The organism is Exiguobacterium sp. s152, from assembly GCF_018618335.1.
Lineage (GTDB): Bacteria > Bacillota > Bacilli > Exiguobacteriales > Exiguobacteriaceae > Exiguobacterium > Exiguobacterium chiriqhucha.
The window spans coordinates 1-13188 of record NZ_JACSLX010000001.1; the positions used below are offsets into that span (position 1 = coordinate 1).

Genomic DNA, 13188 nt, shown 5'->3' on the forward strand with positions numbered 1-13188 from the left:
GAATAGGTTCATTATAGCGATTCATGCGCACACGAAAAACCCCGAGTGAGGCACTTTTTTCAAGTGTCCATCATTCGGGGTTCAGTTCATAATTCGTCTGAGGGTCTTTTCTGTTCGTCATATTCAAGTTCTTTCGGCGATTATAATTCTGTACTTCTCACCATTTTCAGACACGTAGTCCAAGTCTTGTCCATACAATGACTTCAGACTCATTTCCTCTATTTCATCTGTAAGATCCATGACAAGGTGTACTGTTCTATCTAGTAACTTCACCAAAACCCCTCCGTTTACGAACGACCGTTCATGTATTTATTTTGTACCCTAAAGATACCATCACATTTTGAATCACAGTCAATAAAATCCAAATATTCAATTATATCTTTGAAGTATATGAAACAACATAAAAATGTTATAAACATACTATAATTATGTTATAAACAAGATATTAGGAACGTTTGTTCCTATTTATGTACTCAGTATGAGCCCAACACAAAATATTTTCAACAATTTTCCCCATTGAGACAATCTGAGATGTTCGACAAAGTCCCAAAAATAGCATATTTTTGTCGAATGATTCTCATTTGAAAAATATGGGTGCTCTATATTCTGAATGGTACACTTATTTTGTATTCGGATAATTACATAGACGCAATGTCCTATTGATTTAGCAAGTAATAAAAAAGTGGCAAGGCGAAACAATCGTCCTGCCACTTTTTCATGTTCAGTAAAACTTTGGAGGGAGATGAATTACATGGGTTGGTGGCAAGATATCATGAACGCCCGGCAGAACCGGGAGGAAGTCGAGCGTTTGACTAAAGAGATCGAACGGATTGAGCTGACGAAGGAAGAGGTTCAGTATTTAGACCTGAAAAAGGAATCAGAATTCATCAAGTGGGAGAATCAAAAAAATCTTCAGTCTCATAAAGAAGAACTGGAGTCTATTACAGAAGCTTTGAAATTAGAACATGGTAAACTTCGTAATGAAATTTCTTCGTTGCAGAGTAAATGTGTTCTATTGAAATCTGATATTGGCGAATACGAAGGAATATTGAATTCACTTGAGCATGGACTTTATTCACCACCGCGTTATTTAAGCGATGAAGATTCATCGGAGAAGTTGAAAGCTAAACTCGGCTCTGTGCGCGCTAAACAAAAAGCTCTTATTAAAAATAAAAATGCAACTACACATCCACCTGCTTACACAGTTGATGGCGACAAAAAGAAAGGTAAGGAATTTGTTAACGACACAATTAAATTGTTACTACGAGCTTTTAATAACGAGTGTGATGTGATTATTTCTGGAGTCAAACACACAAATTTTGAACGATCTGTCGAAAAAGTTCAAAAAAGTTTTCATCAGCTGAACTCCTTGACAGATATGCAAACAGTCTTCATGACAACAGAGTACAAAAAACTAAAAGTCGATGAACTTACTATAATGTATAAATATCGCGTGAAGAAGCAGGAAGAGAAAGAGGAGCAACAAGCCATCAAAGAGCAGATGCGTGAAGAAGCTCGTGTCTTGAAAGAGATTGAGGAGGCTCGGAAAAAGGTCGAAAAAGAAGAGACTCATTTCAAGGCCGCCCTACTCGCTGCACGCACCAAGATCGAGAACGCGAGCGAGTCTGAGCGTACGGCACTCGAGGCGAAGATCGCGGAACTTGAGGCGAAACTTCAAGAAGTCGAAGAGATCAAAGGCGACATCGAGAATCGTGAGCGCAACACGCGCGCCGGTTACGTCTATGTCATTTCGAACATCGGGTCATTCGGGGAACATGTCTACAAAATCAGCATGACCCGTCGTCTCGAGCCGCTCGATCGGATCCGTGAGCTCGGGAGCGCATCGGTTCCGTTCACGTTCGACATCCATGCCATGATTTTCTCAGAGGATGCACCGAACCTCGAGAACAAGCTGCACAAACGTTTCACTGACCGTCGCGTGAACCAGGTCAACTTCCGTAAGGAGTTCTTCAAGGTCAACATCGACGAGGTCGCCGACGTCATCAAGCAGGAATTCGATCAGACGCTTGAAATCACTATGCTCGCGCAGGCTGAAGAGTATAATCGAACGCTTCAAATCATCTCTGAAAAGAAGGTTGCAGTGTATTAAGCTTATTAATAAATTTTACGTTTTGAAACAAGGGGAGAATTTACAGTGCAAATTTTAATGGATGTTCAATTTTTTAAGTGGAACGGAGACTTTGGTTGGTCTGATTTGATCAGTGCAATAGCTGCTATATTAACTTTAATTGCTGTTTTCATAAGTGCCAAAGCATCAAAAAGTGCCCAAAAGTCTGCAGAAATATCTAGTGCAGCTGCTTTGCTAGCTGATGAACAAACAAAATTAATGAGAGAAGAATTGGAGTATAATCAGCTTCCGACCGTTCTCCCTATACAAACACACGCAAAACTTAATCTTCAATCCATTACTTCTTACTCCAAAGAAGATCTAAATCCTTACACTGGTACTATACATTTTTCTTTAGTAAACATCGGACAAGGAAATGCGTACAATATAAACTCTTGGTTCAACTTAGAAGATAAAGATTTCTTGTTTGAACATAATCCAATAAAATCTGGCGTATTATATAATCAACTTTTTAACTCAAGTGGCTATTTACTTCGCTTCGAAAAAGATTATAAAACTAAAGTAATCGGACTTGTAGACACCTTGAATATAACTTTTATTGACGAGGATTCGATTAGAAGATTATCTATAGATGATTCTAAAAACTATAATACATATTTGAGGAACAATGAAACTTTTAAAGTGAATTTCCCTTCGTTTGCTCAGGTGATTATAGTTGATCATGCTCTCAGACGAAAAAATTATTTTCATCAGTACGTTGCAAAAAAAGTAGAGGGATCATTATCAGAGACAATGTCACCTGTTTTAAGAAGTTTTGAAGAGGCAGACTATATTAATTTAATCAATAATTTAACACTCAATGTAAAATACAAGACAGAAAAACAATTGAAAACTAATTCATCCTTACTAATTAAATATAAAATGAGTGTAACAGAGACAAAAATAGAGTCAGTTGTAAGTGCGAGTGTAGCATTTAAAATCTCATTTAACTACCTCAGTGAGGAAATAATCGAAGATGTGAAGCCTGACTTACTTCAAGATTAAACGAAAAAAAGAAGAAACCTTCTACGTAATCTTGCTGCAAAGATACGTAAAAGGTTTCTTTTAATTACTTTTCAGTTTCTGATTCAAGTTCGTCCACAGGGATGAACCAGGCTCTCTTGCCATATGTCTTCGCATAAATCTTTTGTTGGGTGCGAGGGTCAATTCTCCATGCACGAAAAACTCCGTAGCAACCAAACTTCTCACTGTATACCATTTTCGACATATATATCATGTCCCTTCTTTACAAGTTTTTACTTGTAGAAGGGCCGAATATTTTGTTATCATATTTAAGTACACCACTCGGCAAAGTATGTACAAGAACATGATGCAGCAAACAAAATGATGTATCTTAGTTCGTCGGCCCTCTACAAGGGCTATTTTTTTTGCCCATTTTTTTCTCCTCACTTTCGGATGTTATTAAAACGATGCGACGCTACAGACCAAGAAACTCCGCATTGCTCAACAATCTGATCAACGTCCAAATCTGCAATTAGATGTGCCGGAGCTAACAATTCACCAGCGAATTCGTTGGCCTGCCATTCCGGATTTTCGTAAGCCTTGATATTAGGAAGCTTGCCTTGAATACGTGCAAGCTTCCTAATGTCATTATGCAGCACAGCGTGACCAATTTCATGAGCGATGGTGAAACGGTGCCTCGGATTTCCTTTGAGAGCTTGTTCATAAACATCTTCGCGAATCACAATTGTTTTTATATCCGGTAGATACAGAGCGTACTCGTGCATTTCATCTCTATCTACAATTTGCAATTCGTACGCTTCCCCAAAGAAATTGAACATCCCAGCCTCAAGTACATCAATGATGTCTAGATTCATATTCATTCCTTGCCCAAAGATTCCTCTTAATACAAACGCTATATCTCTGATGTCTTTTCGTGATAGTGGCTTCGTTTTATATTGTGATTGTGTCATCGTAACCTCCGGGTTATTGGAATTATTTAAGGATGTCAAAGACTTTTTTCAGTTGTTCCTCAGAAATGTCTTCGGATTTTCTAGCTAATGCTTTGAGCAATACTTGGTTGTTCTCGCCTGTCTCGTTCAAATTAAAGGCGATGAGATTTTCTGTCTCGATGACGGATTCTTTGAGCTCCCATCGTTGGATATCGTCAAATTGATACAGAAGCGGGATTGATGTTTCCCATTCGTTAGGGATAGGACGTTTACCATGTTCGACCGCCGATAGATACGATACGGTCACACCGAGTTTGGAAGCCATGTCTTTCAAGATTTCATTGCGATCAATTCGAAGCTTGCGACAAAACTTCCCGAATGGAGTAAGCATAATAGTTCCTCCTAATGTTGATGATAAATTTTTGAGGCAGTCGGTTATTATCGACTTAGAAAGTCATTTTGCACTTTCTATGTATAATATAAACCTAACTAACCGAACTAGTCAACACTTATAATTTATAGTTCAACAAATTTGTTGAACTAACTTTTTTTATTTTCGATTTGTTTAAAATCGTATCGTCTTATAAACTTATTCCAAAGGAGTGAACATCATGGCAAACAGCAAGAAGAACGAGAAGACCGGCAAATGGGAGGTTCGACTCTCCGGGGTTCAACGAGGAAGGCAAGCGCGTGCAGCGCTACTTCTCCGACGAGCGAAAGAAGACGGTCGAATATTAGGTCGCCGACCAAATCCGAGCGCAGAAGGAAGGCGAGTTCGTCAAGGTACGTCCGAAAGGACGGGTCGGCGAGGTGCTCGATGGCTGGCTCGAGTTTTACATCAAGACGACGATGGCCAAGACGACGTACCACTCATACACGAGTTTAGTCGAGAACGTGCCGGGTTGGTTCAAGCGCCTGAACATGGACAACGTGAAACCGCAGCACTGCCTACGTTTACTCCGTGAATACCTCGACTCTGGCTTACAGCCGAACACCGTCAACATTCGCCGGAGCGTCTATGTCGGCTTCTTCTCCTGGGCGCGCCGTCTGGGCTATTATAAAGGTGACAACCCGATGGCTGCCGTCGAGAAACTGTCGGAGGGCTTAAAAGAATACAAGACGCTCACGCCTGATGAGCTGAGATGTTACCTCGAGACGGCGGATGAGACGATGGCGAATGGTTATCGTACAGCGGTCCACCTGATCGCCTATACCGGCATGCGTGCCCGCGAGGCGACGTCCCTCCGTTGGTCCGACATCGACTTCGACCGGAAACAGATCACGATTGCCCGTACCGCCATCGAGACGAAGGGCGGCTATTCGTTCGAGCAGACCAAAGGGAAAAAGGTGCGGGTCGTCACCATCCCCGACCAGTTGATCCGCTTCCTCGAGAAGTCGCGGCTTCGTCAGAAGTATGACATGGTCAAGTTCGGATGGCGCAACGACGAGGACCTTGTCTGCCTCGGCATCAAGGGCGCCTATGTCTGGTATTCCGGATTGCGACGACGCCATACCCTGACCGTCAAAACGGCCGAGATTCCTGAGATCACGATGCGTGAGTTACGACATACCCATGCGACGCTGCTCATCAAGGCCGGTGTCCATGCGAAGGTCATCCAAGAACGTCTGGGGCATGCCGATGCCAAGACGACGATGGATATCTACGCTCACGTATTGCACACTACTCAGGGAGATACGGCCGAGCTCTTCTCCACCATGATCGAGGACGTAAAAAAACCGCTCTAGGGAGCGGTTTTCGTGTGTCTGCGGCAGAAAAAAATAAAAAGTGTGCAATTAGTGTGCAATGGGTGATTACTTACCCTCTACAAACGTCTCTGTTGAGCGTCTTTTTGGACGTAAACCATAATACTGGTAGTATTGCGTCTCAATATTTCCGTTGTACAGCTTACGGCGTTTCGTCGCTGGACGGCCGTACGCTTTCTCGAAGTCCTCATAGCTCGTCAACATATAGACGCTGTAACCCGGATACTTGGCGAACTGTTGCCCGATCCGCTCGTACAGGTCGATAATTTCTTCTTCGGTCTGCAACCGTTCCCCATATGGCGGGTTCCCGATGATGACGCCGTACTCTTCTTTCGGCTTCAAGGCAGCCGCGTCACTGTGGACGAACGTGATCGCGTCACGGACGTCGGCGAGCTCGGCGTTATCCTTGGCGAGCTTGACCATGCGTGGGTCGAGGTCGATGCCGTAGATTTTAAGCGGTTTGTCCCACTCGGCTGTATCGTTTGCTTCATTGATGGCATCATACCAGGCCTTCTTCGGCACGCACGGCCAGTCTTGTGAACAGAACTCACGGTTGAGACCCGGCGCGATGTTGCGGCCGATGAGCGCCGCCTCGATGGCGAGCGTCCCCGAACCGGTGAAGACGTCGTAGAACGGCATGTCCGGCTTCCAGTTCGTCAGCTGAATCATTGCCGCAGCCATCGTCTCTTTGAGCGGTGCCTGTGAGTGGAGCTCACGGTAACCACGACGGTGAAGCGCGTCACCTGACGTGTCGATCGTGATCGTCGCCACATCTTTCAACAAGGCGACTTCAATCGGATAGTAGGCGCCCGTCTTCGGCAGCCACTCGCCCGGCTTATCGTATCCGCGTTGCATCGCGTCGACAATCGCCTTCTCCGTGATTTTCTGACAGTCGCGGATCGAGAACAACTTCGACTTGACCGAGCGGCCGTCGACGATGAATCGAGCGTCCCACGGCATGAGATCCTTCCAAGGCAATTCGACGACACCGTCGAACAGTTCCGTGAACGTCGTCGCTTTGAACTCGGCGACGACGAGCTTGACGCGGTCTGCCGTCCGGAGCCATAGGTTCAATCGCGGAATGTCTTCCATTTCTGCATCGATATAGACGCGTCCGTTCTCTATCTCACACGTGTAGCCGAGGTCGCGCACTTCTTTGGCGACGAGTGCTTCGATGCCCATCGCTGCGGTGGCAATCAGTTTTCGTTTTGCCATACTATCCCTACTTTCTATAAGTGTTACTCCTAAAATGGTCATGTAAAAAGGAGCTCAAGTAGGATTGCTTGAACTCCTGGTCAATGTTAAATGAGAGACTATGCTGCCCTGTAAGCCATGTTCTGTACTCCGGTGCTCATAACGGTCTCCCTGGCACGATGGAGTGACAATCATCTATCTGCGCCGATTGGCGCCTTCCGTCCCGTTCGGTTCCAGTCAGGAAGTTCCCCTACCATAGTTTGGGTTTCTCGCTCGTGGGGTTTACCTCGTTCCACTCTGAACGTTTCCGATCAGACTCCGTCACTGTGGCACTTTCAAGAAGCTTGCACCATATCCGAGGACTTAGGTGCTTCTTCTGCCGTCAACTTGCGTTGCCTACACTTATCTTTTCGTGTAGCACGATCACTACAGCCATCACAGGCTGTGCGAGCATGGACTTTCCTCAAGACTTGCGTCCCGCGATTGCCCAGACCTCATAGTCACTTTACCCATTGTAGCGGATAACCCGTGAAATGACAACCGAGAACCTGAACTTGATTTTCACCGGCGTCAGCGCTAAAATAAGGCGTGTTCCATTGAACAAGGAGGGATTTTGATGCGTCAAGATGCAAAAAACGGTTGGATTCAACGACTGACCTATGTGATTGAAATCGATGACATTAAAGCGCTCCACCCGAACAACGGCGTGTTCGCCTTCTACCGGAATAATCGACTCGTCCGAGGATTCGAGCCGTTTGACATTAAAGCACCGAATGAACTGTCTAAACGCCCGTATCACTTCGACCATCATAACTTGGCCCACTTACAGGAACGTTTTCCTGAATCGATTCCGACGTTCGACGCGTCGACTCAGACACGTCGCGCATGGAGCGAGGATGTCCGTGTCGGTCTCTGTGAGATTATCGTCGACGGGAAACTGAGTTTTGAACATATCGACGACAACGGCAACGTCTTAGAAGCGAACATTCGTTGGAGCGGTGAAGCCATCACGAAAGTATAAATCAACACCCGGAGCCAGCGCTGGCTCCGGGTGTTTTTTCATGTCGATTCCGCCGAGGTGTCCGTCTCGGCTTGGACCGGTTGTGGCGCATACTTGACCGTCACCACTTTCTCAGAGACGTCGGTCGGTTTCAAGACAACCGTGTAAGCGACGCTTGTGTTGCTCCGGACCGGGAACTTGCCTGGTACATGAAGCGCCTCATAGACGACTTTTTTGTTCGCATCGATTACGGTGACGACCCCTTTTCGCGTCGTCGCCAATTCGAACATACCGACTTCTGTAGCTTTAATCGAAACCATTGTCTTAACCGGACTAATATAAGAAAATGAGCGAGTAAAAGAGCGTTTATACTTTCCATCGGTTACTGCGCCTTGCAAGGTATACTTTCCAGAAGGTAACCAGTCACCAGATGCATACATTGTAAACGGTGAATCTGAAATTGAAAGAGTCTTAACTTTTCGAGTTCCCTGATAAAGTGCATACGTTGATTTTAAGTTCTGTTTCTTCATAGTCGTCATTCTTGCTTCCTTAACGTAGTTACTTTTAATTACTAAAGGTGCCGTAATGGTAATCGGTCTCGGTGTGTGATCGAGGAGCCGCTTCGTGTTCAACTCCGTATATGTCTTACCACTAGCCTTTGGCATCTTTTGAATCAAGCCTTCCACTTCGGCCGGTGTCAAGAACGGATTGACCGACTTGACGAGCGCGAGACCCGACGATACCATCGGCGCGGCCATTGACGTGCCGTCCATATAAACAAAACTATTTTTCACTCCGAGTGAGAGGACATTCACGCCTGGTGCAACGATTTTGACTTGGCTGCTCATATTGCTGAAGTTAGCGACGCGACGGTTCGCATCAATCGCCCCGACCGCGATGACTTCCTTCATATTGGCCGGGAACGAGACGGTCTTCTTCCCATCGTTTCCGGCCGACGCGACGATGATGACTCCTTTAGCTCGGGCCCGGCGAATCGAATCGGCAAGGACTTGATCGTAATCTTGTCCGCCGAGCGACAGGTTGATGATGTTCGCCCCCTTCGCCACGGCCGTATCAACCGCTTTGGCGACGGTCCAAGAATCTGTGTACTCCGAGTTCTTCCCATAGAAGACGTTATAAAAATGATAGCGTACGTTCGGAGCAAGTCCGGCCATCCCAAACTTGTTATGACGACCCGCCATGATGCCGGCCGTATGCGTCCCATGATAATCGACGCTGTATGGCCCTTTCATCGAATTGACGACGCGAGGGACATTATAGAGTTCTTTATGACTACGGTCTGCCGACGAGTCAATCAGAGCGATTACGATGTCTGAAGCACCACGCGTCGTGTTCCACGCCAAATCGGTGCCCGTTTGCTTGATATAATATTGGTTCCCAACCCTCGGCTCGGCCACGACGTAACCATGTTTCTCCAACACGACCGGTTTCGCCGCGTCCACCGACGTCGGCACGAGCAGCGCAAGCGCCGCCATAAGCATCATTTTCTTCATCGCCTACCGCTCCATTCCAAACTTCCTAAGATACCACCATTATCTCAAATTACGGAATCAATTTCCCTTTTTTTTTCGAAAAATAGATTGTGACATTTTTCCGACGCTCACCAATAGTTCGGTTCGTCGGGCTCGTCCATCTCATAGTCGACAATCTTTCCGATGGTCAAATACGTATAATAACGCGCCAGTTCTATCCGATATGGATCGGGTGTGAACCCGTCGAGGTCCTCACCGAGCGGAGAGCCGTCAATCGTCTCGAACTGTTGACAGAAAAACGATTCCGTCTCTTTGTCCCAGACGATATTATCGCCGATATATCCACTACCGAACCGAATATAGTCGATGATGGAAGGGACGATCACCTCGGCCGGGAGCCGTTCACTCATCCGGCCGACCAGTTCATAGCGGTCTCGGTCGACATAGTCGGCCTGATCAAGGGACGTACATTTTAATACTTCCTTGTTGATTTCAATCAACACGACATAATCCCCCGGTTCTATCGATAGCTTCATCTCATCACCTCATCTCAACATCCGCATAGCTCTATCATATTCAAGTATTCGCAATCAATCCACGAAATCCTGTATGCCTGTAAAATTTTCCATCTGGTCGATTCGTACAACATGTCGAATTTTGTTTTTGGTATACTAATTCATATGAATGCAAGAAAGGAAGTGCAACATGGCCAAACGTCCTCTGACCCCTCGCGAGAGTGAATTGATTGCCACCGCCTTGTTCGTCGTCGGACACGTCCCGTACGTTGGGCATATCGACCGTCTCGAATCAATCACACTCCGAGATATCGCCGACGATTATTTGAGCGGAAAAAATTCCGTCACCGACGCCGTAGAGGCGCTCGATCAATACATCTTCGTCCGCCGGCATCGTTTCAAGAATGTCACACCGAACAATCTATGGACGCTCGACGACAAGACCGAGCAAGAAGCGCTCCGCTACATCGTCCGTCGGCCAGAACTGAAAAAAGGCGAGACGCTCAACAAACAGAACCAACCGTTCACGGTCGGTCAGGACATCGAGTTCAAAGTCGATAAGCAACTCGACCGCGGCCAGTTCCGGATTTATATCGGCAAACTGAACGGCTACACGGTCAAAGCCCAGTCGAAAGACAAGGATAAGCTCAAGACGGTCAAAGGATGGATCACCCACCTCGATCGCAAGGACCGTCTCGTCTTCGTCAACATCTCCGAATTCGGACGCGAACCGATCGAGCCAGAAGCCAAGGCTCGACTCGAAGCGATGAGTGCCGGACTGCTCGGCTGGTTCGCCACGGCCACGCTGCCGTCCGAGGCGGAGGCACAGACGGCCAAACAGATGATTGCCACGTTGCAGCGTCGGGACCAACCGTATTGGTTCACGCTGACCGTCGCGATGGACCATCCGAAGCCCGAGCACGTCAAGCGCTGGGGAACGGTCGTCAACCTGCTCGTCAAAGCGAGCGCCGGCGATACGACCGCGCTCGAGACGCTCGAGGCACAAGAAGACAAATATTTCAAAGATGCCTTCCTGCGGGCGCTCCGGGCACTACACAAAGAACTGACCAAAACGACATAACGGCCAGGTGACCTGACAAAGGTCACCTGTTTTCGATGTCTTCACGAGAAAGGAAGAGAGTCATGCACGTACTGATTGTAGAAGACGACCTGGCCATCTTGCATCTGATTGAAACGACGCTGCAGCGGGCCGGTCACACCGTCACCACGGCCATGGACGGAAACGTCGCCGAGCGATTGTTTTTAGAGCGACCTGCAGATGCTGCCGTGATTGACATCCTGTTGCCGGGCCAAGACGGGCGAACGCTCTGTTCACGGCTGAAACGATTGACAGATATCCCAGTCATCCTATTGACCGCCCTCGGGGAATGGGAGGAGAAACGGAGCGGTTTTGAGCACGGGGCTGACGATTACATGACGAAACCGTTCATTCCGGAAGAACTGCTCTTCCGGCTCCAAGCCGTTGCGAAACGTTACGCCAAGAATGCGGCCACGGTTGTCACTGCCGGACCGCTCAAACTCGACTTGCGTGATTATCGGCTCGAACTTCATGAGGAGACGATCCACTTGCCGAAAAAAGAGTTCGAGCTGCTCTATCAGTTGGCAGCATTTCCAAGTCGCGTGTTCACCCGAGATGAATTGATTGAGCAAGTATGGGGCCTCGAGTTTGAAGGCGATGACCGGACGATCGACGTCCACATCAAGCGATTGCGGGGTCGCCTCCGTGACGAAGGCAACATGATTCGGACGGTGCGAGGCGTCGGGTATACGCTCAAGGTGACGCCATGAAGACGCTATACACACGGATTGTCTTGACCGTGTTTATGATTTTATTGTTGTCGGGCGCCATCGCCCTGCTCGTCAGCAACGTCGCCTACTACGTGTGGTGGCAACCGTCCTATAGCGACAAGACCGAACAGACGGCTGAAGCCGCGAAATCGTACTTCGAGACCCATACCGATGGTGAGACGTCTATGTTTTATACACTGCTCGCTCAGACCGGCTATCAGTTGTTCGTCGTACGACCGGACGATACGATTGAACGCTATGGCGGAGCGTTCCGGGATGAGCGGCTCGACACCGACGTCATCGCCTCCATCCGGACCGGCGAAACCTACGACGGGATGCGCACTTATCCGTTCCACTTGTTTTTGCTCGGACTCTTCGACAACGAGGTCGTCAATACGTACGGATTTAGCATCGATGGTGAGGATGCCGTCTTCATCCGTCCCGACCTGAGTGCCCAAATTCGCGAGCTGCATTTATTCGTCGGGTTATTCTTCGCCTTGTTGACCGGGCTCGCCTTCATCTTGATTGCCTTGTCGACGAGTCAACTCGTCCGCCCGTTGCGGACGTTGACCGCGGCGACCGATTCGGTCGCGTCCGGGGGACGGCCGAGTGACCTCCCGCTCGAGCGCAACGATGAGATTGGCACGCTCTCCCGTCGCTTCAACGATATGGTCGACTCGCTTGAAAAATCGGAAGGCGAGCGCAGACGATTTGTCTCGAGCGTCTCCCATGAGTTCCAGACCCCTCTCACTTCCATCAAAGGCTACGCCTCGGAACTCGTCGGGACAACCGACGGTGACGCGAAGGCGCATGCCGCCATCATTCGTGACGAGGCTTCGCGCCTGTCCGAGCTGACGAGACAGTTACTGCTCCTCGCCCGGCTCGACGAGGCCAACGTGTCGTTAACGAAACCGGTCGATGTGCGTGCGTCCATCGAGGATGTCATCCGCCGGCACACGTTCCAACTCGACGAGAAAGGGATTGCTGTCGCCACAGAACTCGATTCGACGCTCATCGTGACCGGCGACCCGCTGTTACTGGCACAAGTGTGGTCCAACTTGCTGACGAACGCGATTCACGCTTCTGCAGACGGTGGCCTCATTACCATCAAGGCGTATCAAGGCGAACGCCCGACCGTCTCGATTCAAGACGTTGGTGTCGGCATGGATGAAGCGACGCAGGCACGGCTGTTCGAACGTTTCTATAAAGGAGACACCTCACGATCCGGACGAGGCACCGGGCTCGGCCTCGCCATCGCCCGAGATATCGTCCACCTGCACGGCGGCACGTTGACGGTCGAATCTCAGCTCGGGTCGGGTACCGTCTTTTACGTCACGTTGTAGTCATGTTCATATTCCGTTCATCTTGGTCG

12 protein-coding genes and 1 other RNA gene are annotated in these 13188 nt (G+C 48.1%); 7 read left to right on the forward strand and 6 right to left on the reverse strand.

What is annotated here, in order from left to right; translation table 11 throughout:
* The first annotated feature begins 751 nt into the window (after positions 1-751).
* The gene (locus KNP72_RS00005; protein ID WP_214720165.1) at positions 752-2110 is read left to right on the forward strand and encodes an SNIPE associated domain-containing protein; all 1359 of its coding nucleotides are present in this window, start codon (positions 752-754) and stop codon (positions 2108-2110) included.
* 45 nt (positions 2111-2155) lie between these two features.
* Positions 2156-3133 (forward strand): hypothetical protein, encoded by a 978-nt coding sequence (locus KNP72_RS00010; RefSeq protein WP_214720166.1) that lies wholly within the window; start codon positions 2156-2158, stop codon positions 3131-3133.
* Positions 3134-3534: 401 nt separating this feature from the next.
* Here the strand turns inward: KNP72_RS00010 and KNP72_RS00015 are convergent, their stop codons facing one another.
* Positions 3535-4062: an ImmA/IrrE family metallo-endopeptidase gene (locus KNP72_RS00015; protein ID WP_214720167.1), complete on the reverse strand. Its 528-nt coding sequence runs from the start codon at positions 4060-4062 to the stop codon at positions 3535-3537.
* A 22-nt stretch (positions 4063-4084) separates the two neighbouring features.
* Positions 4085-4432 (reverse strand): helix-turn-helix domain-containing protein, encoded by a 348-nt coding sequence (locus KNP72_RS15810; RefSeq protein ID WP_251128792.1) that lies wholly within the window; start codon positions 4430-4432, stop codon positions 4085-4087.
* Between the two features lie 419 nt (positions 4433-4851).
* Here KNP72_RS15810 and KNP72_RS00025 point away from each other — a divergent pair, with 419 nt between their 5' ends.
* Positions 4852-5787, forward strand: coding sequence for a tyrosine-type recombinase/integrase (locus KNP72_RS00025; RefSeq protein WP_214720168.1), 936 nt, complete (start codon positions 4852-4854; stop codon positions 5785-5787).
* A gap of 66 nt (positions 5788-5853) precedes the next feature.
* Here KNP72_RS00025 and KNP72_RS00030 read toward each other — a convergent pair whose 3' ends face one another.
* Together KNP72_RS00030 and rnpB are read right to left on the reverse strand one after the other, a co-directional pair.
* A complete protein-coding gene (locus tag KNP72_RS00030) occupies positions 5854-7020 on the reverse strand; it encodes a THUMP domain-containing class I SAM-dependent RNA methyltransferase (protein ID WP_214720169.1) in 1167 nt (388 codons plus the stop codon).
* A gap of 106 nt (positions 7021-7126) precedes the next feature.
* An RNA gene (gene rnpB / locus KNP72_RS00035) (RNase P RNA component class B) lies at positions 7127-7494 on the reverse strand.
* Between the two features lie 121 nt (positions 7495-7615).
* On the opposite strand from rnpB, the gene KNP72_RS00040 reads away from it, so the two are divergent.
* The gene (locus KNP72_RS00040) at positions 7616-8020 is read left to right on the forward strand and encodes a hypothetical protein (RefSeq protein WP_214720170.1); all 405 of its coding nucleotides are present in this window, start codon (positions 7616-7618) and stop codon (positions 8018-8020) included.
* A gap of 38 nt (positions 8021-8058) precedes the next feature.
* Here the strand turns inward: KNP72_RS00040 and KNP72_RS00045 are convergent, their stop codons facing one another.
* On the reverse strand, positions 8059-9513 hold the full coding sequence (locus KNP72_RS00045; protein ID WP_214720171.1) for a S8 family peptidase: 1455 nt from the start codon (positions 9511-9513) through the stop codon (positions 8059-8061).
* 107 nt (positions 9514-9620) lie between these two features.
* Positions 9621-10028 carry a hypothetical protein gene (locus KNP72_RS00050; protein WP_214720172.1) on the reverse strand — a complete coding sequence of 136 codons (408 nt, stop codon included), beginning with the start codon at positions 10026-10028 and terminating at the stop codon, positions 9621-9623.
* A 169-nt stretch (positions 10029-10197) separates the two neighbouring features.
* On the opposite strand from KNP72_RS00050, the gene KNP72_RS00055 reads away from it, so the two are divergent.
* From KNP72_RS00055 to KNP72_RS00065, 3 genes are all read left to right on the forward strand, one after another.
* Positions 10198-11088, forward strand: coding sequence for a hypothetical protein (locus KNP72_RS00055; RefSeq protein WP_214720173.1), 891 nt, complete (start codon positions 10198-10200; stop codon positions 11086-11088).
* Between the two features lie 62 nt (positions 11089-11150).
* Positions 11151-11816, forward strand: a complete 666-nt coding sequence (locus KNP72_RS00060; protein WP_214720174.1) for a response regulator transcription factor — start codon at positions 11151-11153, stop codon at positions 11814-11816.
* Positions 11813-13159, forward strand: a complete 1347-nt coding sequence (locus KNP72_RS00065) for a sensor histidine kinase (protein WP_214720175.1) — start codon at positions 11813-11815, stop codon at positions 13157-13159. Before KNP72_RS00060 ends, KNP72_RS00065 begins: the two co-directional genes overlap by 4 nt.
* Positions 13160-13188 lie beyond the last annotated feature (29 nt).